This window comes from Haloarcula sp. H-GB4, from assembly GCF_030848575.1.
Lineage (GTDB): Archaea > Halobacteriota > Halobacteria > Halobacteriales > Haloarculaceae > Haloarcula.
On record NZ_JAVDDX010000001.1, the window covers coordinates 341,224 to 361,808 of the forward strand.

At 62.9% G+C, this 20,585-nt stretch carries 17 protein-coding genes; 8 read left to right on the forward strand and 9 right to left on the reverse strand.

The window, feature by feature from the left end; genetic code table 11:
- Positions 1-26: 26 nt before the first annotated feature.
- The 3 genes from RBH20_RS01805 to btuC all read right to left on the reverse strand — a co-directional run bounded on the left by RBH20_RS01805 (position 27) and on the right by btuC (position 4,857).
- Complete coding sequence (locus tag RBH20_RS01805) at positions 27-2,447, reverse strand: DEAD/DEAH box helicase (RefSeq protein ID WP_306704909.1); 2,421 nt, start codon at positions 2,445-2,447, stop codon at positions 27-29.
- A gap of 86 nt (positions 2,448-2,533) precedes the next feature.
- A complete protein-coding gene (locus RBH20_RS01810) occupies positions 2,534-3,733 on the reverse strand; it encodes an ATP-binding cassette domain-containing protein (protein ID WP_306707436.1) in 1,200 nt (399 codons plus the stop codon).
- 53 nt (positions 3,734-3,786) lie between these two features.
- The gene (gene btuC / locus RBH20_RS01815; RefSeq protein WP_306704911.1) at positions 3,787-4,857 is read right to left on the reverse strand and encodes a vitamin B12 ABC transporter permease BtuC; all 1,071 of its coding nucleotides are present in this window, start codon (positions 4,855-4,857) and stop codon (positions 3,787-3,789) included.
- A gap of 58 nt (positions 4,858-4,915) precedes the next feature.
- Between btuC and RBH20_RS01820 the strand changes: the two genes are divergently transcribed.
- The 3 genes from RBH20_RS01820 to RBH20_RS01830 all read left to right on the forward strand — a co-directional run bounded on the left by RBH20_RS01820 (position 4,916) and on the right by RBH20_RS01830 (position 8,749).
- On the forward strand, positions 4,916-6,004 hold the full coding sequence (locus RBH20_RS01820; RefSeq protein WP_306704914.1) for a PGF-CTERM-anchored ABC transporter substrate-binding protein: 1,089 nt from the start codon (positions 4,916-4,918) through the stop codon (positions 6,002-6,004).
- Positions 6,005-6,008: 4 nt separating this feature from the next.
- Positions 6,009-6,737, forward strand: coding sequence for a 5-formyltetrahydrofolate cyclo-ligase (locus RBH20_RS01825; protein ID WP_306704916.1), 729 nt, complete (start codon positions 6,009-6,011; stop codon positions 6,735-6,737).
- 86 nt (positions 6,738-6,823) lie between these two features.
- Positions 6,824-8,749, forward strand: coding sequence for an ATP-binding protein (locus tag RBH20_RS01830; protein WP_306704919.1), 1,926 nt, complete (start codon positions 6,824-6,826; stop codon positions 8,747-8,749).
- Here the strand turns inward: RBH20_RS01830 and RBH20_RS01835 are convergent.
- From RBH20_RS01835 to RBH20_RS01845, 3 genes are all read right to left on the reverse strand, one after another.
- Positions 8,744-10,144, reverse strand: coding sequence for an NAD(P)/FAD-dependent oxidoreductase (locus RBH20_RS01835; protein ID WP_306704921.1), 1,401 nt, complete (start codon positions 10,142-10,144; stop codon positions 8,744-8,746). The two genes, RBH20_RS01830 and RBH20_RS01835, sit on opposite strands and share 6 nt — an antisense overlap.
- A gap of 92 nt (positions 10,145-10,236) precedes the next feature.
- On the reverse strand, positions 10,237-12,753 hold the full coding sequence (locus RBH20_RS01840; RefSeq protein WP_306704923.1) for an RND family transporter: 2,517 nt from the start codon (positions 12,751-12,753) through the stop codon (positions 10,237-10,239).
- A 3-nt stretch (positions 12,754-12,756) separates the two neighbouring features.
- Positions 12,757-14,682, reverse strand: coding sequence for a COG1361 S-layer family protein (locus RBH20_RS01845; protein WP_306704925.1), 1,926 nt, complete (start codon positions 14,680-14,682; stop codon positions 12,757-12,759).
- A gap of 204 nt (positions 14,683-14,886) precedes the next feature.
- Here RBH20_RS01845 and RBH20_RS01850 point away from each other — a divergent pair, with 204 nt between their 5' ends.
- The gene (locus tag RBH20_RS01850; protein WP_306704927.1) at positions 14,887-15,507 is read left to right on the forward strand and encodes a TetR/AcrR family transcriptional regulator; all 621 of its coding nucleotides are present in this window, start codon (positions 14,887-14,889) and stop codon (positions 15,505-15,507) included.
- Here RBH20_RS01850 and RBH20_RS01855 read toward each other — a convergent pair.
- A complete protein-coding gene (locus RBH20_RS01855; RefSeq protein WP_306707439.1) occupies positions 15,504-16,046 on the reverse strand; it encodes a response regulator in 543 nt (180 codons plus the stop codon). The genes RBH20_RS01850 and RBH20_RS01855 overlap by 4 nt on opposite strands.
- A gap of 124 nt (positions 16,047-16,170) precedes the next feature.
- Between RBH20_RS01855 and RBH20_RS01860 the strand changes: the two genes are divergently transcribed.
- Both RBH20_RS01860 and RBH20_RS01865 read left to right on the forward strand, forming a co-directional pair.
- Positions 16,171-16,779, forward strand: a complete 609-nt coding sequence (locus RBH20_RS01860; protein ID WP_306704929.1) for a hypothetical protein — start codon at positions 16,171-16,173, stop codon at positions 16,777-16,779.
- Between the two features lie 75 nt (positions 16,780-16,854).
- Positions 16,855-17,142: a hypothetical protein gene (locus tag RBH20_RS01865; RefSeq protein ID WP_004593774.1), complete on the forward strand. Its 288-nt coding sequence runs from the start codon at positions 16,855-16,857 to the stop codon at positions 17,140-17,142.
- Here RBH20_RS01865 and RBH20_RS01870 read toward each other — a convergent pair.
- Positions 17,139-17,990 (reverse strand): NAD(+)/NADH kinase, encoded by an 852-nt coding sequence (locus tag RBH20_RS01870; protein WP_306704933.1) that lies wholly within the window; start codon positions 17,988-17,990, stop codon positions 17,139-17,141. The two genes, RBH20_RS01865 and RBH20_RS01870, sit on opposite strands and share 4 nt — an antisense overlap.
- Before the next feature lie 109 nt (positions 17,991-18,099).
- Here RBH20_RS01870 and RBH20_RS01875 point away from each other — a divergent pair, with 109 nt between their 5' ends.
- On the forward strand, positions 18,100-19,275 hold the full coding sequence (locus tag RBH20_RS01875) for a KaiC domain-containing protein (protein WP_306704936.1): 1,176 nt from the start codon (positions 18,100-18,102) through the stop codon (positions 19,273-19,275).
- Here the strand turns inward: RBH20_RS01875 and RBH20_RS01880 are convergent.
- Positions 19,272-19,985 (reverse strand): DUF4013 domain-containing protein, encoded by a 714-nt coding sequence (locus RBH20_RS01880; RefSeq protein WP_306704937.1) that lies wholly within the window; start codon positions 19,983-19,985, stop codon positions 19,272-19,274. The two genes, RBH20_RS01875 and RBH20_RS01880, sit on opposite strands and share 4 nt — an antisense overlap.
- A 155-nt stretch (positions 19,986-20,140) precedes the next feature.
- On the opposite strand from RBH20_RS01880, the gene RBH20_RS01885 reads away from it, so the two are divergent.
- The gene (locus RBH20_RS01885) at positions 20,141-20,584 is read left to right on the forward strand and encodes a universal stress protein (protein WP_306704938.1); all 444 of its coding nucleotides are present in this window, start codon (positions 20,141-20,143) and stop codon (positions 20,582-20,584) included.
- Position 20,585: the final 1 nt, after the last annotated feature.

Sequence of the window (20,585 nt, forward strand, 5' to 3'; positions counted from 1 at the left end):
ACCACTGCCGGAACCGAGGGAGCTTGTTATCGATTCAACAATCCGTCCAGTAGATGTATCGCACCGTGTTTGTCCAGCGGGTCGTTCGCGTTCCCGCAGTGGGGCGACTGCACGCAGGCCGGGCAGCCGTCGGCGCAGTCACACGCGGTCAGCATCGACAGCGTGGTGTCCATCAGCGGTCCGATGTTGTGGTAGCCGGCCCGTGTTAGGCCGATACCGCCGGGGTACCCGTCGTAGATGAAGATGGTCGGCTCGCCGGTGTGCGGGTGTCGCGGCGTCGACAGGCCGCCGATGTCGCCGCGGTCACAGAGGTATTCGAAAGGAAACATCGAAATCATCGCGTGCTCTGCGGCGTGGATTGCCCCTGAGAAGTCGCCGGTGTCACCACCGTCGGTCGCTGCATCGCCGGACTGACCGCCGCCACCGCTCCCGCGGTCGCCTTCGGCTCCGTATGCTCCCTGCCGTATCTGGCTTTCTAGGTCAGACGGCACGGTGTGGTACAGCGCCTTCGTCTCCAGTGTCGTCTCCGGCAGGTCAAGCGAGCGCTGCCCGAGTACCTCCCCGGAGGAGCCGTCGCGACGCTCGTAGCCGGTGATCTGCTTGCGCATCGTCACTGAGGCGAAGCGGACCGGTACGTCCTCGCGGGTCGGCAGTCGCCGCTCCGCCAGGTCCGCCTCGACGGTGATGGTCTTGTCGTGCAGGACGCGAGTGAAGTAATCGGCCCATGTCCGGTCAAGCTCGGCAACGCCTGTATCGAGATCGAGGTCTGTCACCTCGTAGCGCCGGCCCTGATGGTGGTAAATCGCGCCGGGGTGGGCGTCTCGCAGTGCATCCTCGACGGAGAGCTTCGCTATCACGTCGCCTTTTGCCACCAGCTTCACCTCGCCGTCATCGACGGTCCGCAGGTTCATCTCGTGGTGCGGGCTACCGTTGCCGAGCCAGCGCATTCCCTGGTCGGTCTGGCGGCGGTCGAGCTTTCCGGCCGATTCGAGGCCCGAAACCATGTCGGGGAACGTCTCGCCGAAATGGCGGTCGTCGTCTGGCGAGAGCCAATTCTCGCAGGCGGCTGCATGGACGTGGTCCGGCAGCAGTTGCTCATTTTCGGGATTGGTGACGGCCTGCTCGGCCCCCGTCTTGAATAGCGCGTCTGGGTTGCGCAGGACGTACTGGTCTAGCTGGTCCTCCCCGCCGACCAGCGCGACGAGCGCGGGGTCGGTGCCGCGGCCGGCCCGCCCGGCCTGCTGGAAGGCCCGCATCCGCGTGCCAGGGTAGCCGTCCAGCAACACGGCGTCGAGGCCGCCCACGTCGACGCCCAGTTCGAGCGCGCTGGTCGACCAGACGCCCCGCAGGTCACCGGACTGCAGACCCTGCTCCAGTTCGCGTCGCCGGTCGTCGGTCAGCGCGGCCTGATACGCACCGACGCTGTCGGCGAGGTCGTGTTCCCCGCGGCTCCGGAGTTCGTCGGCGCTGTCGCTGGCGTACCGCTCGGCCGTCTGGCGTGACCCGGCGAAGACGACCGTCTGGAGACCTCGTTCGACGAGGTCAACGAACAGCTGTTTCGTTTCGACGTGGTTCGACTTCCGGCGGCCGCTCCCCCAGCTGTCGCCCTCGTACTCCGGTGGGTTCCACAGCAGCCAGTGACGCGGCCCGCTGGCACTGGCGTCCTCGTCGACCAGTGCGAACGACCGCTCAAGTTGGCCCGTGACAGCCGCCGCGTGTTCGACCGGATTGCCGATGGTCGCCGAGCAACAGACCCACTCCGGGCCGCCCGCTGTCCCACCGTCGCTTCCTGCGCCTCTGTCCCCAGCGTCGAACCGTTCGGCAACGCGCTGGAGGCGGCGCATCACCAGCGAGACGTGGCTGCCGAACACGCCGCGGTAGCCGTGGACCTCGTCGATGACGACGGTCTCGAGCCGCTGGAAGAACCAGTCCCACAGCCGGTGAGCGTGGGGGAGGATGCCGTAGTGGAGCATGTCCGGCGTCGTCAGCAACACGGTCGGCTGACGCTCCCGGATGGCCTCCTTCTCTGACTTCGACTGTCGGCCAGTGTACTGGGCAACGGAGACGCCGGAGGCAAACCCGAGTCCCTGTGCCAGTTCCGACAGCGTCTCCGTCTGGTCGTTGATGAGCGCGACCTGTGGTGCGATGTACAGCGTTGTCGCCCGGCGGTCAAGCGCCCGCTCGAACGCCGGAACGGTGTAGGCGAGGCTCTTACCGCTCGCCGTCTCGGTCGCGAGAACGACGTTGTCACCGGACCGGACCGCCTCGATTGCGTCCACTTGGTGGGTGTAGAGGTCCGTGATACCCCGGTCTTCGAGGACGCCGGCGAGCCGGTCCGCAACCTCGCAGTCCGCGGTCCGCGCGTCCCGGCCCGGGACCGTCCGCTGGTCGACGATCTGTCCCTCGTAGTACGGCCGGTTCCGGAGCCACGAAATCGTGTCGTCCACGGGCGACGTATGGGAGCGAAAAGTATCGGTGTTGCTGTTCTCGGCTGGAGATACCTCAGCCGACGGTGGACTCAGTCAGTGGTCGACTAATTGAGCGGCGGTGTTGCATCGCGCTCCGGTGCGGGCAGCAGAGACGCGACCGCTGTGGGGAGCGCGGCCATCGGCACGGCGTCGCGACCGTTGCTGGCGAGGGCAGTATCATCCGTCTCGACCGCGAGGCGGGTCCCGCCAGCCTCGACGACCGGCCTGTTGCCGTCACCGGTCTCGCCCGCTATCACGACGGCATCGGCGGCCCGGGCGAGTTCGGCCGCGCGTTCGCGGGCCGCGTCGTCGATGCCAGCGAAGGCTGGGACCGTAACCGCCTCACAGTCGAGGTCTCGGGCCCGCTCGGCGGCTATGTCGCCGGCGGGCGCGACGCCGACACTGACGCGACAGCCAGCCCCGACGAGCGTCGAGACCGCGGATGCCGCCGGCTTGCCGGTCCCGACGACGTGGATGCGGCGGTCGACTGCCTCCCGGTCAGCCAGCGGCGTCACGAGCGGCGCATCGGTGCCGGGCTGGGTCGTCACCAGCGTCTCCGCGTCGAAAGCATCCCGCAGCGTGTCGCTCGTGAGAACATCGGCGGGACGGCCCGCAGCACGGATGCCGCCGCTGGCGAGCAACACCAGTTCGTCGCAGTACCGGGCGGCCAGATTGAGGTCGTGAATCGCAGCAATGGCTGTCTTTCCGTCCTTGACCAGCGCCCGGACCAGTTCGAGCGTGCGGACGGCGTGGTTGATGTCGAGGCTCGCCGTCGGCTCGTCCAGCAGGAGGACTGGCGTCTCTTGAGCCAGCGCCCGGGCCAGCAGGACACGCTGGCGCTCGCCGCCGGACAGCGAGGTGAACGGCCGGTCGGCGAACTGGGTAACGCTCGCGCGCTCCATCGCTGTCTCGACGGCATTCCGGTCGTCCTCGTCCATCCGGTCGAACCGGCCGAGATGCGGTGTCCGCCCCATTTCAACGGTCTGCCTGACGCTGAAGTCGAACGACAGCGCGGTTCCTTGTGGCGTGCTCGCGACGAGGCGGCTCACCGCCTTCGCCGAGCGGTCCGAGATCGGCTCGCCGTCGACGCGAACCGTTCCGGCGTCTGGATCGAGTGTCCCCTTCACCGCTCGCAGGACGGTCGTCTTGCCCGCGCCGTTAGGGCCGACGAGGCCGACGAGTGACCCACGGTCGACGCTGAAACCGACGCCCGAGACGACCGACTGCTCGCCGAAAGACACCGCGAGGTCGGATACGTCGAGCATCGGCCCGGAGCGGTCTCGTTCTGGGTCGGCACTGTTGGACCCATTTGCACCGCTCACAGTTCGTGCACCTCCCGCTTCCGGAGCAGATACAGGAAAAACGGCGCACCGAGGACGGCAGTGACGATACCGACCGGGACCTCGGCGCTACCCGAGCGTGCTAGCGTGTCCGTCGCCACGAGGAACGACGCCCCGGCGAGCGCCGCCGTCGGGAGCAGTATCCGGTGGTCAGGCCCGACGAGCAGCCGCATCACGTGAGGCACGATGAGGCCGACGAAGCCAACGATGCCGGCGACGGCGACGCCCGCCGCCGTGATGACTGCCGACAGCGCGAGCAGGACCCGCTTGGTTCGTTCGACCTCGATACCGAGGCTCTGTGCGTCCTCCTCGCCGAGCAGCATCACATTCAGGTCGCGTGCATACGCCAGCAGCACGACGAACGGGATGGCAACGAGCACGACGCTGCTGGTCACTTCGGGCCAGGACGCGCCTTTGAGATGGCCCATTAGCCAGTACAGCGCCCGCCGGATGCTCTCGCCGCTGTGGAGCAACAGGAAGGAGACCACCGCGCCGAGAAACGTCTGTATCGCCACGCCGGCCAGCAACAGCGTCGCGACCGGTGTGCGGCCGTTCCGCGTCGCGATGAGATAGACACCAAAGGCCGCGACCAGCGCCCCCACGAAGGCCGCGCCGCGGAGCCCGAGCCCGAACGGGATCACGACGGGCGCAACGATGAAGCCGACCGCGCCGACCGCCGCGCCGGAGGAGACGCCAATGATAGAGGGATCAGCCATCGGGTTCCGGAAGATCCCCTGCATGATCGTCCCCGCGGCGGCGAGCGAGAAGCCGACGACCGCACCGAGCAGTATCCGGGGGAGTCGGACCTGCAGCACGATTTGTGTCTGGAGGTCGCTCACAGCGTAGGAGAACACGTGGGCCGTAGTCACGCCGACAGTAGGGCCTGAGACCGAGATACCAGTCGGGACGACGACGGTGTTGAGCAGCACTCTCCCGACGATATCGGGTGGAATCCAAACCGGGCCGATGCCGGCGCTCGTCGTCACCACGGCACAGAGGACGGCGACGAGCCCCGCCGACCACCCGACGGTCCGACCCGCGAAACGCATGTATGAAAGCCCAGTTGCAGTAGATAAGTATTTATTGCTCCTGACACCCGCATAGGGTATGCGACGACTTTCTCTCGTCTGTGTCTTTGTCTTGCTTGTCGGCTCGCTTGCGGGCGTCTCTCCGGCCGCAGCAACAACTGCCACGCAGGCCGACGACTGCTCGTTTCCCGTCACGATGACTGACGCGACCGGGACCGAGGTCACCCTCGAGGAACGCCCGGAGCGGGTCACGACGACCAACCCTTCGGCTGCCCAGACGATGTGGGAGATCGGCGGTCGCTCTCAGGTGGTCGGGCTCACCCAGTATGCAAGCTATCTGGACGGCGCTGAGGGTCGGACGAACGTCTCCGCGAGCTTCGGCGTCAACGTCGAGCGCGTCGTCAGTACGAACCCGGACCTGGTGATTGCGCCGAACGCCAGCGCCGGTGACGTGACCCCGCTCCGGCAGGCCGGGCTCACCGTGTATCACCTTCCAGCTGCGACAACTATCGAAGATATCCGGACAAAGACGGCGACTATCGGTCGCCTGACTGGTAACTGCGGGGGCGCGAGCGAAGCGAACGCTTGGATGGACGCGAACGTCGACGCCGTTCGACAGGTCACCGCAGACGCCGAAGATCGTCCGGCCGCGCTGTACCCGCTGGGCGGGGGGTACGTGGCGGCAGACAACACCTTCGTCACGTCGCTCATCGAACTCGCCGGCGCGGAGAACGTCGCCGCACGCAACCACACGCAGTACCCACAACTCAGCGACGAGATTATCCTCAAACTCAATCCGGAGGTCCTCTTCGTCACCGAAAACTCGGCGACCATTGCTGAGACGGAACCATACGCCAGCACGACCGCGGGCGAGACCAACTCGACGGTCTCTGTCCGGGTGCGGGACATTAACCAGCCCGCGCCCCGCAGCGTCGTCTCCTTCGCACACAACGCTACCGCGCAGCTCTATCCGGACCGCTACGACGCCGACAGCTACGTTCCGAGGTCGGCCGTGACCAAAACGAGCGAGCCCACGCCCGCGGACCACACGCCGAGCACTGACCAGTCCACGACCGACGCCAGCGGTCCCGGATTCACAGCTGTCGCGGCGCTTGTCGCACTGCTGGCGCTGGTCTGCACACAGCAGTTCCGCCGCCGGAGGCCGTAGCGCCATGGACAAACAAACCATCCGTGAAACAGTCTGGGACGCGCTGGAAGAGCGCAGTATCGCTCGGTTTCCGTTTCCGCCCCACGACCGGATTCCGAACTTCGCGGGCGCGAGCGAGGCCGCACAGCGCTTGGCCGAGACGGCGGTATGGGACGCCGCCGAGACGGTCAAGGCGAATCCGGACTCGCCCCAGCTTCCGGTCCGGCGGGCGGCGCTGCGGGCCGGCAAGACAGTGTATATGGCCGTGCCACGGCTCCGGGACGAGCGATGCTTCTACGAACTCGATCCCGCCGAACTCGACGACATTGAGGCCGCACCGGCAGTGTCAAACGTCGCGGACCACGCGCGACAGGTCGGCCCGGAAGCGGTTGGGAGCGTCGACCTCGTGGTGTCGGGGTCGGTCGCGGTCACTGAAGCCGGCGCGCGAATCGGGAAGGGCGAGGGGTACAGCGACCTCGAATACGCCGTCCTCCGTGAACTGGGGCTGGTCGACGAGACGACACCGGTCGTGACGACGGTCCACGAACTCCAGATTGTCGGCGGCCCCGAAGGTGTCGTCGACACCACTGTCCCCGTCGACGACCATGACGTGCCGATGGACTGGGTTGTGACGCCGGAGCGCACGGTTGAGACGGAGACCACGCACACGACGCCAGCGGGCGTCGATTGGGACGCGCTTCCCCCGTCGCGCATCGACGAGATTCCGGTCCTATCGGCTCGTCGGCCCGACTGACCTCCCAGTCGATATACCCTTGCTAAACCCTGGTAATGAAAGCCTACCGGCGGTACAATTTTATTCCCACATCTCCTGAAACGGATATGGATACACCCGTGGCCACGCCGAACCGTCACGGGCATGACGGAACTGCCGGGCGGGTACGCGTTCTCTATGTCGATGCGGACTGTGACGACGTCACGGCAGTCAAAGAGACGCTGACTGGTAGCACCGACGAATTCACTGTGACGGTGTGTGAAACGGTTGACGACGCGCTCAAATCCCTCGAAGACGCGTCCTACGACTGCATTGTCAGCGAGTACCGACTCCCGGATCGGAACGGGATCGAACTGTTGAGCGTCGTCCGGGAGCAGTCGTCTGACCTCCCGTTTTTGTTATTCACTGATGATGGGGACGAAAGCGTGGCCAGCGATGCCATTTCTGCCGGGGTCACGGACTACGTGACGAAGACACCCCTCTCAGAGCAGACGGAGTTCCTTCGGCAGCGGATCACCGCTGCTGTCGCTCGTTATCAGGAGGAGGCGGACATTCTCGACCGGATGACCGACGCGTTCTTTGCGGTGGACGAAAACTGGGAGTTCACATACGCCAACGAACGCGGTCGCCGCGTCATCGGCCGTGCGATGGCGGGAGACGGTGATACCACCGACTTGCTGGGGAAAAACATCTGGGAAGTGGTCCCGTCCCTCGAAGAAACGGAGTTCAGCAAGCAGTACCGACAGGCGATGACTAAGCAGGAGCCAACATCCTTCGAAGCGTACTTCGAGCCGCTACAGACGTGGTTCGAAGTGTCTGCGTACCCATCGCAAACCGGAATTTCGGTGTACTTCCGTGATATCACTGAGCGACACGAGCACGAGAAAGAGATCAGGAGCAGAGAGCGGACGCTCCGAGAGATTTACCGGGTCATCTCGCGTAAGGATCTGGATTTCGAGGAGAAGGTCGAGCGACTCCTCGAAATCGGGCAGAACGCCCTCAGAGCCGAAACGGCTGTACTCTCACACATCGATGGCGATATGTACGTCTTCGAAATCGTCCGCGACCGGACGGGAGCTATCGAGGCGGGCGATACAGTCCCGCTGGACGCCACGAACTGCGAGCGGGCCGTCGTTGAGGAGCAGACACTGGTGCTCGCCGACATCGCCGCGGACCGTCCTGAACTGACCACCAAGACCGGCTACACGGAGATGGGTGTCTCCTGTTATCTTGGAACGCCCGTCGTCGTCGACGAGTCGGTGTACGGCACGTTCTGCTTCTACGGGACGGAACCCCGTGATTCCTTCTCGGAGTGGGAAGTCACGCTTGTTGAGTTGATGGGGAACTGGATCAGCTACGAACAGGAGCGCGAACGCCGTGAGCAGGAACTCACCCGCCAGCGAAACCGTCTGGAGGACTTCGCCAGCGTCGTCAGCCACGACCTCCGGAACCCACTTAACGTTGCGTTCGGCCGGCTCACGCTTGTTGACGAGGCGTACGACGGGGACCCGGAACACGTCGAATCGCTCCGGCGGTCACTCGAACGGATGGACGAACTCATCGACGACGTGCTCGCGCTCGCTCGCGGCGGCCACAAGGTCATCGACGCGACCGAAACGTCGTTAGACGACATCATCACAGCCGCCTGGGACACCGTCGAGAGTTCGGACGCGACGCTTGAACGGGTCGATACGGACGCACGAATTACGGGCGACCAGACGCGCATTCAACAACTCTTCGAGAATCTCTTCCGAAACAGTGTGGAACACAGCGACGACCCCGTGACCGTCTGCGTCGGGACCCTCGCTGACGGCCGGGGGTTCTACGTCGCGGACGACGGTCCCGGGATTCCCGAAGACGAGCGTGACGAGGTGTTCGAGCGCGGCTACACCACGAGCGACGAAGGGACCGGCTTCGGGCTGGCTATCGTTTCCGAAATCGTCGACGCCCACGGTGGCCGGATCACTGTCACAGAAAGCGAGGACGGCGGAGTGCGATTCGATGTGACCGGTGTTCAGGTCGACCGCTTATAGCTGGTCGACGCAGTCCCGAATGAGGCCATCGACGTTCTCCGGCAGTGTTGGGTGGTAGGCCCGGTCCGGCAGATCACGCACGTCAAGGCCGAGCTCGACGATGGTCTGGAACGTCTTGGCGAAGCTATCCGCGTGGTAGTGCAGGCCCTGCCAGCCGAGTACTGTCCCGTCGTCTGCGTCGACGACGAGCTTTGCAAGCCCTTCGGGCACGTCTTTGGATTTGAACACGCCGTCGTCGCTGGCCTGTCGCGTCGCTGTAACGATGTCGTAGCCCGCTTCGTTTGCGGTTTCCTCGTTGTGGCCGACACGAGCGAACGGATACACGCCCAGTCCGGAGAAGATGACGTGGTGGTGGACGTTTCGGTATGCTTCGAGTGAGCCACCGGCCTCCTGTCGGACGATGTTCTCGGCCGCGGTGAAGCCCTGCTCTTTGGCGACGTGGAGAATCGGCTCCTTGCCGTTGACGTCGCCGACGGCGTAGATGTGGTCGGCGTCGCGGGTCTGCATCGTGTCTTTCGCCCAGTCGCCTTCAACCGAGACTGGCGTGTTCTCCAGACCGAGCCCCTCGACGGTCGGCCGCCGGCCGGTAAAGAGGAACAGCTGGTCGGCTTCGAACGTCTCTTCGCTACCGTCGTCGTACTCAACGGTGAGGCGGACGCCGCCGTCCGCAGTCTCCTCCAGTTCCTTCTCGTAGCAATTCGTCGGGATGGTCACGTCCCAGTTGTCCTCGTAGATGTCAAGCGCCTCGTCGCCGAACTCCGGGTCACCTTCGTCGATTGGCCGGTCGTCGTGCTCGATGACGGTAAGCTCCATGCCGCCGGCCTCCGCCAAATACGGGACCAGTTCCATCCCGATGTACCCGAAGCCCATCACGATGCCGGAGTCGGGGAACTCGGTGGCGTCGAGCACTTGGTCGCTCGTCATGAAGTCGACCTCGTCGATACCGGGCGTATCCGGGACGTTCACGCTGGAACCGGTCGCGATGACGACGTAGTCAGCCTCGTGCTCCTCACCGCCGGCCCGGACCGTATGCTCGTCGACGAACGTGGCAGTGTCATGGATGAACGTTACGTCGTCGCGCTCGGCCATCTCGTGGACGGAGTCCCGGCGGTGGCCCGCCCAGTCGAGCACGTGGTCGTCCTTGCGCTCGACGACGGCATCCAGATCAACGTCGGGCACGTCGCCGACGAGACGGTCGTCGTGGCGCGCTTGGAAGCGATGAGCGCCTGCGGAGAGCACTTCCTTGGACGGCATACAGCCACGGAGGATACAGAGGCCACCGCCGGGCTCGCCGTTGTCGATGAGCGTGAGTTCAATGTCCTCCGCCTCGACAAGGTCGCCGGCGACTGCGGCCCCGGCACTTCCATACGCGCCGATGATAACGACGTGAGTCATACCAATGCTAGGACGATGCCGGCAAATAAAGGCTTCAGTGGCGTGTTTCGCCCGGACACGACCAGCGGTGGGTTGTGCCCCGAGGCCACGGGTCAGTCGTCGCCGTCGACAGGCGCGGGTGGACGCGACCGACCGAACCCGAGTATGCCACGAACCGACCAGTCAGCATTGAATACCCGGTCCCAGACGACGAGCGCGGAGGGGATCACCATCAGGGAGGTGAGGAACGCGTACCCGATTGACATGGCCGTCAGGATGCCGAACTGGCCGATTGCGGGGAACACAGCCAGCCCAAGCACACCGATACCGAATGTCGTGGTGAGCATACTCCCGAACAGCGCCCCACCAGTCCCGCGAACAGTTCGGTCCAGTGCCGTTTCGAGGTCGTTCTCCTTGAACTCGTCGGCGAACCGGTGGGTGACGTGGACAGAGTAGTCGACCCCTAGCCCGATAGTTATCGCCAACATCGTCGCTGTGAGTGCGTTGAACGGGATATTGAGCAGCCGCATCGTCCCGCCGAGCCACGCCACTGTGACGACGACGGGAATCATGTTCACGAGGCCGAGCGACGGCCGCCCCTCCAGCATATTGTAGATGAGGATGAGGAACACTGATGAGCCGACAAGTGCGATTGCCAGCGACTGGATGGCTGACTCCAGAATGAGGTCCGAGACGGCTTGGAACACGACGACCGTGCCGGTTGCCGTCGCCTCATACCGGAAGTCGTCGGCGACGTTTCTCGTATCGGTGGTCACCTCTGCGTCGGTCGCGTCTGATTCGACTGTGTAAACGACACGCGCGCTCCGGTAGTCTTCGGTGATGTATTCTAGCGCCGTACTACGGGCCGGCGAGTCGAGCAGATACTCGTATATCTCCTCGAGGTTATCGTCCGGAACCCCGTTGTCGTTCTGGTCGTTGCGTTCGACCATCCGGCGGAACTCGGGGTCACGCTCTGCCTGATCCTGAATGACCGTCACGATGGACGTCGAATCAGCCCGCCCGTCTGCTCGGACGAACGAGTCTGGCGGGTTGTCACCCGCTCGATACATCTGCTCAAGCGCTGCATCGTTCCGCATCGGCCCCTCTACGTACACCGTCGCCTGACTGGACTGGGTCGTATCGAACCGCTCATCGAGGAAGTTCGTCACCTCCGTTACAGTGTATTCGCTCGGAGCGAACGGTTCCGGCAGGGCCTCGACGAAGTCCGGATTCTCCTCGGGCGGCAGGAAGTCCTCCTGACTGAACGAGGTCGAGACGCCAGTGGCGTAGTAGCTGGCACCGACCGTAGATACGAGGATGAGTACGAGGAAGATGATCGGGGCGCGGTTCGCGATGATAACGCCGCCGCGCAACACGTCGCTGAGTGCCGAATCTTCCGCGCCCAGCGGCGTCTCGCTGAACGTCGGAATGGGGTAGCGCTGGCGGAGTCGGTCCAACTCCACCTTCGCTGCGGGCAGGAACACCCCGAAGATGAGGAAGGTGAACGTGATACCGACAGAGGCCACGTAGCCGAAGTCCTGAATCGGCGGCAGTGCGCTGGTGAGATTCGCGGCGAACCCGATGACCGTTGTCCCGGTCACGATGAAGAACGCGACAAGCAACTGGTCGGTCGTGATCCGCATCGACTTCTGGATGGACGCTCCGGTCTCGCGTTCCTCCCGATACCGGTTGACAGCGTGAATCCCGAAGTCGATACCGACTGCTAGTAACAGCGGTGGCACGGCGATGAGCATCTGCGAGAAGGGGATGCCAGCAAGCCCCATGAAGCCGAACGTCCAGACGACGGCCATAAACAGTGCGACTAAGCCAAGCGCCATGTCCGCGAGGTCGCGATAGGCAATCGTCAGGAAAAACAGGATGAACAGCACTGCTGCGGGCACTGTCAGGATGAGTGAGTCGCCGACGACGTTCGAGAACTCGTCCGCGACGATACCACTGCCGAACAGGGTAATACCACCGTGGTCAGCGCTGGCGACAGTGAACCCGGCCTGTTTTTGAATGCTCGTCAGCGGACTCGAACCGCCCTGGCCTGACCCGGAGGAGATTCCGGCCGGGACCTCATGTGTGACGACCCCGATGGTCGCCGACGCCGAGGCGGCTTTGCGATTGAAGTCCTTGCTTAGTAGCGATTTGAACCGGGGATTCTGCTCGGCCGCGCGCCTGACGGCGGCGTCGATTTCACTCGGTGTCGTGGCTTCGACAGCATAGACTTGCTGTTCCGTCGTCGTCGCTTCCGGGTCCAGTTGCTGGGCGACAATGCTCGCAGCGCTTGAGGTCGATGTGACACGGAGTTTTCCGTGCTGTTCCAACCGATCCTGTGACCTGAGCATCCGGAGCAGCGCCGGCTTCGAGAGGACGTTGGTCTCCCGCTGGATGAGCTGTGTACTCCCTGTGTCTGGTGAGAAGGTCGGCGAGAACTTGTCGTTGACCTCCTGCAGTGCCTCCTCGGCCGGCAGGTCGGTGGTAAACTGTGACGTCCCGGAGTTAGTCGAGACGCTCCCGAGGCCGGCGCTGAAGACCACCGTCACGACTAGGAAGAGAAGCACCACCTTCCGTGAATCGTGGACGATGCGGTCGTCCGCCCAATCGATGTAGCGCTGGTAGTCCATGCGTTAGCGGAACCTGAAGTAGCCGCCGATGGCCAGAGCGGCCACGAGTGCGACGCCGATAATCGCCGTCAGCGGTGAACTGCCACCGCCGGAGTTGGTCACGGAGACCGGAAGGCGGTAGGTGTCAGACACCGGCGTATCTCCGTCCGGCTCCTCGTACTGGAAGTCGACCGAGACGGGGTAGCTTTTCGTCATCGCGGCACCGCTTGCGCTGATACCGAACTCGATGGTCGTTGACTCGCCCTGATCGAGGCTGTTGACGTACGCCTGGTCGTCCGACACAGAGATCGGTGACTCGGCGAACAGTTTTGCCTCGATATCGGTCAGTCGCTCACCGGCGTCGTTGGTGATGGTCACTTCGAGCGTGCTCGACCCACCAACGTTGACCGACGCGTTCGTCGTCTCGACGATAAACTCGTCGGCGCTGCCGTCGACGCTCTGCCGGATTTCGAGCGTGTCGCTCTCGCGCCTGTCGCCCTCACTGTTGCGGTAGTTGGCGACGAAGTCGAACTGTCGTGGGCCGGAGTTCGCGTTATCCGACACGTCGGCATCGAATGAGACGGTCGTTGACTCGCCCGGTTCGAGGTTGCCGACCGCGTACTGGGTCTCCTTCGGCGAGATGTTGTCGTGAGTGCTCGCCCAGTTCAGGACGACGTTACGAACTGTCCGGTCGCCGGTGTTGGTCAACGACGCTTCCAGCGTGCCGTCGTCACCCGCCTGCAGGGACGACTCGACGTCACCCATGGCGAAGGACTGTTCGGGTTCGGGTGTAAGTCCGAGTGAGATGTCGTCAGCGACGCCGGCATCGCCTTCTGGGTCGTCATAGCTCACTGACGCCGACAGCGCGTAGCTCTGTGTCTTGGCGTCGTCGCTGGCGCTTGCGTCAACGCTCACCGTTCGCGTTTCACCAGGCTCCCAGGAGCCGACAAACTGCGATGTGGATTCGGACTGTCCGAACGTAATCGCGCTGTTCTGCGTGGTAAGTGTCACTGTCGCGTCCGAGACTGTGACAGGTCCGTCGTTGCGCAGGGTCACGTTATACGTCCCGGAGTCACTGACAGCAACGTCGCTGTCAACACGTTCGACAGTGAACGTTTGCTCGCGGGCAGGTGTAATCCCGATCGAAGAGGCAGACGTACTCTTTCGCACCCCGTCGGTGTCATCGAAGTCGACTTGCAGGTCAAACTGGTACGGTTCGGCTCTGGCGTCACCGCTTGCACCGACGCGGTACCGGAGCGTCCGCTGTTCACCGGCCTCCCAGGTGTTAATAAACCGGGAGCTGCTGGTGTCACTACCGACTGTGAGTTCAGGATTTGTCGATTCCAGCGTTACTGAGGCTTCTCGGGCTGGTTCGTCACCAGTGTTCTCGACGGTGACTGCAACCGTCCCGACCGAGTCGACGCGCGCGCCGGAGTCGACGCTCACCACGTCAAAACCCGCGTCATCGTCGATTTCGAGTTCGAGTTCGACCCGTTCAGTCGCGGTCTTTTCGTCACGTGCCCCGTCATTTTCGGAGATATAGCTCGTGTACTCGTATTCGACGATGACAGGAACGGTGTAGTCCCCGGGACTTGCGTCGTCATCGACGCTGATGTCGAATGAAATCGGACTCGTCTTGCCTTCCGGGACGGAGCCGACGGCCTGTTTGTTCGTTGTTACCGTAATCGGGGCGTCTCCGTTATTGACCTTGACTGTGGTCCCGCGGGCGGTCGTTACTTCACTATTCTGTATTCCCTGGGTCGTAGACCCGGAGTCGACCGTTCCGCTGTTGACGAGGACAACGTCGAGTGTCGTCTCTTCACCGGGTGTGACGGTGTTATCGACGAACGTTGCGTCGAAATCGGGGCTTCCGGTCACAGCGCCGATCGCCGTTCCGGATGCCATGAGCAATGCGACAACAGCCAGCGTCAGTATCGTTCGTGGTTTCATACGTAGGGACACTTCGGACATTCCTTGTCGTTATTTCTGTCCGGAGCGGACGTCATGCCTGGGAGATTGGGATATATACCCACATACGTCTGTGCAGACTCCCGCCCGAACCGTGTACATCGAACGAACGTTCGGTCGTGCATCAACGTTGTGGTTCCGTAACAGTGGGAAGATATTTACTGCCCGAACGAATATTCGGTCGGGATGAGTGATGGAATTCCGTTCGCCGGGGAGCCAGCGGATTCGCATGAGGCGATAATGCGAGCGACATTCCGTGCCCTCCGGGAATACGGGTATGCCGGACTTTCGATACAGCGAATTGCGGACGAGGCCGACCTCAGCAAATCGACGTTTTACCACCACTTCGATGGCAAGGAGGACCTCTTGCTGTCGTTTCAGGAGTTCATCCTCACGGAATTTAACCGCATCTTTCAAATCGAATCGACTGGCGACCCCGAACAGGACATCAAGACCTTTGTCAGTCTCATTCTCGATGATTTCCCTGACTGCGTTGAAACGCCAGATAAGGACGCCGTACTCGGTTCATACGTCGAGATGCGTGCCCAGGCAGTCCAGAACCCGGATTTCCGTGAGAAGTTCACTGAGACGGACGAACTGTTCGCCCGGCAACTCGTACAGATCATTGAGGACGGCATCGAACAGGGAGTCTTCGCCGATGTCAACCCTAACACGGTTTCGCGGTTCATGATCACGATACTCGACGGTGTGATCCTTCAGAGCGCAACTCGCAACGACAATCCTGTCGCCGAGGTTCGGGATACCATCGACGAGTACATCGAAGAGACGCTGATTCTCAACACCTAGCTTCTGCTGATAGACTGGTACGTCTGTTTCAGTTCTTCGAAATCATTGTTCTCGGCTTGCAGCACCCACTCCAGTTCCCTGGCACGCTCCTTTAGCTCCGTGTACTCGGTGCTCGCTTCCAGTTGTGACGTAGACTTTTCGCGCTCCAGCACGGAGAGTTTCGAGGAAATCCGGAAGTACTCGTCGAGCCTCTCGTCTGCATCGGATCGGTCGAGATGTTGATCGAGCGCCGACAGGAGCGTCGACTGGTCGACCGGCTTCTGAAGGTAGTCATCGAACGGCATCTCCAGAATGTTCAGATCGGCGTCGACTGCGGTCAGCATGATGATGACGCCGTCATACCCCCGCTCGCGCAACCGCGAAAGCACGTCGTCACCGTGCACGTCGGGCATCCGTCGGTCGAGCAACACAGCATCGAACTCTGGGCCGGCAGCGTCAAGCGCCGCCTGACCACTGTACGCGATAGTCGTCTCGTAGCGCTCGCCGAGTTTCAGGGCCTGCGTGTCGGCGACATCGTGTTCGTCGTCGACAACGAGCACCCGCGGTGGGCCACCTGTACTTCTGGACACAGTATTAAACTGTTCTAGGGCTGGCAACTGTATATGTTTTACCGGCAACCGCCTCTCGAAAAGCGTTAACCGATGGCCCATTGAGTGTGCACCGATGAGCAAGTCGTCGACGGACACAGGCGGTCGACACCGTCTTGGCAGCCTCGCGGCCGTGATCGGTTGGATAGGGGCAGGAGCGGTCGTGCTCGCTACCGTCGCGCTGGTGGTGCAGTCAGTGTTTTCACTCGGACTTTCGGAACAGGTCACCGTCGGCCTCGGTCTGGCGCTTGGCGGCGGGCTGGGCGGCGTTTCCTACCTTCTGGTGACTGATTCGCCCGGCGAGACGACCGACGAGATGATGACAGTGTCGGCAGATGTCGAGCAAACACCGGAGCCACAGCCAGTCGACCTCTTCGATGGCCATCCTGACCCGGTGTTGTACTTCGCCGACGAGGGGCACGGCCCGGTCGTGCGTGCGGCAAACGAGTCATTTGGGACCACGTTCGACGTGCCGTCCGATCGCCTCAACGGGACCGCCCTCTCAGAGGCGCTGCTCGTGGCCGGGATAGACGAGGTGGACGCCGAGGCAGTCAGTACAGCTGACCTCGATGTCGTCGCCCTCTCGACAGCACCCGACGAACCGCGGCAGTTTCGGCTGCGGACGGCCGGCGCCCCCTCGACCGGCTATCTCCTGCTCACACCACTGGGGACGGCGGGCGATTGAACGGCCAAACGCCGCCCGTGGTCGGCGGCGTAACGGAACTTTAAAGATTCCATCACGGCGAAATTCTGGATAGGAATGCTCGCGTCACCGCTGCAACTCATCGATAGTTTCCTGCTGAACTACACCATCGGTGATGTCCTGCTACTCGGCTTTGTCGGTGGACTCGTCGCGATTCTCCCACAACGGTCGCTCCGGATGCTGGGACTCCATACAATCGCGCTGGGGGCACTGCTTGTGATTACGCCGGCGTCGGCGATGGAACCGAACAGCGCGAGCGTCCTCGCGTCGTCGTTCCAGTACAAACTGTTCGGTCTGGTACTGCTCGTTCTCGCCCCGGTGCTGTACGCCGTCGGTCGGCGTTAGGCCAGTTTGTCGAGTGCGGTGAAGAAATCAAGTGGCGGACCAGCAAGCCGGACCGGTTCGCCCGCACGCGAGACCGTTATCCGCTCTGGCGGGACCACGTCTTTTCGAACCCGACCATCACTGACGACGACACCGCTGTCAGCATCTGTGAGCTCGATGACGATTTCGCTGTCAACGTCGACGACCAGTGGCGGCGTCCCCATCTCGTCTGCCATCCCCGTGATGATAAGACCGGCCACGTCGGGGTGGACGAGTGGGCCGCGTTCGCTGAGGTTGTACGCCGTCGATCCGGTGGGTGTCGCTACCAGTACGCCGTCAGCGTGGCCGGACGTGTAGAGCGAATCATCGACGTACACATCGACCGTCGCCCCGCCGCCGTGACCGCGTCGCTCGCCCTGCACGACGACCTCGTTCAGCGCCGGCGACAGCTCCCAGTCGTCGCCGCTTGCCTGCAGTCGCGGTTTGGCCCGCGTTCTGGCGCTCCCGGTCTTCTGGATGTGTTCGACCTCCGCGACAACCGTCTCGACGGCCTCTTCGGGTGCAATCGCGTTCAAAAAGCCGACCTCGCCGAGATTGACCCCCAGTATCGGCGTCGACCCCGCACCGCGGGCCGCGTACAGAAACGTTCCGTCACCGCCGATACTCACGACGAGGTCACAGGCGGACATCTCATCGACCGGCGCCGAATCGGGCACGGCTGCGTCCCATGCGTCGTGGTCACCCAGCGCTCCGGCGGTCGTTTCGTCGACGACAACGGCCGCCGACGTGGCGCGCAGCCGGTTACACAGTGTACTCGCAAGCGACATAGCCCGGTCGTTGTCCCGCTGCGCGACGATCCCGACAGTCATTGCCCGGACGTTCCCGCTGGCCGTATATAAACCCTCTACGACGGCAATTATATCAGTCGCGACGCGTATCCACTTCCATGGGCCGTTCGTGTGGCTGGTGGTCGTGCGTATGAGCGAGGACAGCGGGTCCGATGACGACTGGTTCGAAAGTGCGCTGGACGACGAGGACGGCGACAGCGAACCGACGGAGGCCGACGACACTTCGGAGACACCATCCGAGAGCGACGCCGAGGAACCGGCGTCTACCGACACCGGGCCGTCTGCACCCGAGAGCGACGACGACAAGCGCAGTGGTGATAGCAGCCCGTTCGATGACGATAGCAGCGCCGATTTTAGTGAAGGCAGTGATAGTAATCCGTTTGGTGACGACGGCAGCGCCGCTGCTGGCGGGGACAGTGACAGCAGCCCGTTCGACGACAGCAGCGGTGACCCCTTCAGCAGCCAGAGTGAGTCTGCTGATGCCGACGCTGGGTCCCCTGGCGACGATGATGGCGGTGGGCTCTTCGACGACGACTTCGCCACTGCGTTCGAGTCTGCCGGTAGTGGCGATGGTGACAGCGGGAGCGACTTTGAGGAGGAGTTCGAGTCCGACATCCCGCGGGTGGACATCGGTATCGAGGGACTCGACCAGATGATTCAGGGCGGAATCCCACAGCGCCACCTCATCGTCACTATCGGTTCGGCCGGAACCGGAAAGACGACGTTCGGATTGCAGTTCCTCCACCATGGGCTTCGGAATGGCGAAAACGCGGTGTTTCTGACGCTCGAACAGTCCCACGATGCGATACTGGACACCGCCGGCGACCGCGGCTGGGGGTTCGAGGAGTACGAAGAACAGGGCCAGCTAGCGATTGTCGATCTCGACCCGGTCGAGATGGCAAACAGCCTTGACAACATCCGCGGCGAGCTGCCGGCGCTCATCGAGAAGTTCGACGCCGACCGGCTGGTGCTTGACTCCGTCTCATTGCTTGAGATGATGTACGACGACCAGTCCCGTAGACGTACCGAAGTGTTCGATTTCACCCGATCGCTGAAGCAGGCCGGCGTGACGACGATGCTCGTCTCTGAAGCCAGCGAGACCAACCCTTTCGCGTCCAGACACGGTATCATCGAATACCTGACTGACGCCGTGTTCATCCTTCAGTACGTCCGGTCAGACACCAGCGAGACGCGGCTCGCTGTCGAGATCCAAAAGATACGGAACGCGAACCACTCGCGGGAGACGAAACCCTATGAGATAACGAACGACGGTATCTCGGTCTACCAGCAGGCGAATATCTTCTAAACTGTCGCCGTCCCGACTGATTCTGATTCATCTCGCTCGTCGAGTGCGGCGTTGTAGCCACTGGCCCAGAGGTCCGTCGCAACCACCAGCACGTAGAAGGTGGCGAACGGACTGAGAATCAGGGCAATGAGCGAGCCGATGAACGGGACGACGTTCAGCAAGTTCACCACGACGTTGGCACCGATAAACAGGGCAATCGAGACCAGCCACGGCGTCGCGTACTCCGGAGACATGACTAACTTCCGTAGCGTCCCGAAGTCGAACCCGGCACCAAACTCGCCGGTACAGGCGAAGTGGATGATAGCCGCTGTCGCAACATACCCGAACACCAGCGACAGGACAAACGAGATCGCCAGCCCGCCGAAGAGGCCGGCCAGACCGGCACCCGCCCCGGCACGAGTCCCGGTCGCCATCGCGAACAGGCTCCCGCCGACAGTCACCCCGAACACGACGAGCGGGACGAGCATATACACGATACCGATAACCCAGGCTTTGAGCCCGTCAACAAGCAGTTCCCCCCAGTCTTCGAACGCTGGCGGCTGTGTCGCGCCGTCTGCCCGCTTGCGGATTGCCTGAACGAGATAGCCGTACACGAGGATGGCGGGGACGACGAAGAACGAGAGGAGGCTGAGGACGCCACCGATGAGAACGGTCATGGTCCAGTCGTCGTCTTCCATGGGATACCTGAGTGCGTCGTCTATCGACTCCATGGTTATTGGTCACACTAAACACAGTTAGTTACAGACACCTTGCCGGGTTATTCGCTCGGCTTACCGCAGGACTACGATGTGTTATCCGGCACTGTGTCGCTCATATTGCACCGGCCGGCGGAACCAATAAATCACAACCGGGCAACAAGTGGGATATGGTACTACTCGTGCCCTTCGATGGCTCGGCCCTGTCAAAAGCCGCGCTCACGCGGGCGATGGAGTTCGCGGACTACCGCGACGAGGACATCACTGCGCTGTCCGTTATCCCGGATGATGCGGCGTACGCGCGGGAACACGGCTGGCTCGACGCGGATGAAGCGTTCAGTGTTGAGGCGGTCGCCGACCGGATGCGGGAGCAAGCCGAGTCGGTCGCCCCGGCAGTGTCGTTCCGCTACGAGATCCCGAAGGACGTGAGCTCAATGGCGTCAACGACAACGGATATCACCCGGACCATCAGAGAAGTCGCTCACGAAGAGGGAGCCTCAATCGTGTTCATCGGCAGTGAGAACGCCGGGCGGGTGTCAACGCCGGTCTGTAGCGTCGGCTCACCGATATCAGAAGACCCCGAATACGACGTCCATATCGTCCGACACCCGTAGC

Bases quoted from the DNA above. Each gene is read 5' to 3' on its own strand.
- RBH20_RS01850 (WP_306704927.1), top strand. From the start codon at position 14,887: ATGAGTGATGGAATTCCGTTCGCCGGGGAGCCAGCGGATTCGCATGAG.
- RBH20_RS01820 (WP_306704914.1), top strand. From the start codon at position 4,916: ATGCGACGACTTTCTCTCGTCTGTGTCTTTGTCTTGCTTGTCGGCTCG.
- RBH20_RS01880 (WP_306704937.1), bottom strand. From the start codon at position 19,985: ATGGAGTCGATAGACGACGCACTCAGGTATCCCATGGAAGACGACGAC.
- RBH20_RS01885 (WP_306704938.1), top strand. From the start codon at position 20,141: ATGGTACTACTCGTGCCCTTCGATGGCTCGGCCCTGTCAAAAGCCGCG.
- RBH20_RS01870 (WP_306704933.1), bottom strand. From the start codon at position 17,990: ATGACTGTCGGGATCGTCGCGCAGCGGGACAACGACCGGGCTATGTCG.
- RBH20_RS01840 (WP_306704923.1), bottom strand. From the start codon at position 12,753: ATGGACTACCAGCGCTACATCGATTGGGCGGACGACCGCATCGTCCAC.
- RBH20_RS01810 (WP_306707436.1), bottom strand. From the start codon at position 3,733: ATGCTCGACGTATCCGACCTCGCGGTGTCTTTCGGCGAGCAGTCGGTC.
- RBH20_RS01865 (WP_004593774.1), top strand. From the start codon at position 16,855: ATGCTCGCGTCACCGCTGCAACTCATCGATAGTTTCCTGCTGAACTAC.
- RBH20_RS01875 (WP_306704936.1), top strand. From the start codon at position 18,100: ATGAGCGAGGACAGCGGGTCCGATGACGACTGGTTCGAAAGTGCGCTG.
- RBH20_RS01835 (WP_306704921.1), bottom strand. From the start codon at position 10,144: ATGACTCACGTCGTTATCATCGGCGCGTATGGAAGTGCCGGGGCCGCA.
- RBH20_RS01825 (WP_306704916.1), top strand. From the start codon at position 6,009: ATGGACAAACAAACCATCCGTGAAACAGTCTGGGACGCGCTGGAAGAG.
- btuC (WP_306704911.1), bottom strand. From the start codon at position 4,857: ATGCGTTTCGCGGGTCGGACCGTCGGGTGGTCGGCGGGGCTCGTCGCC.
- RBH20_RS01860 (WP_306704929.1), top strand. From the start codon at position 16,171: ATGAGCAAGTCGTCGACGGACACAGGCGGTCGACACCGTCTTGGCAGC.
- RBH20_RS01845 (WP_306704925.1), bottom strand. From the start codon at position 14,682: ATGAAACCACGAACGATACTGACGCTGGCTGTTGTCGCATTGCTCATG.
- RBH20_RS01830 (WP_306704919.1), top strand. From the start codon at position 6,824: ATGGATACACCCGTGGCCACGCCGAACCGTCACGGGCATGACGGAACT.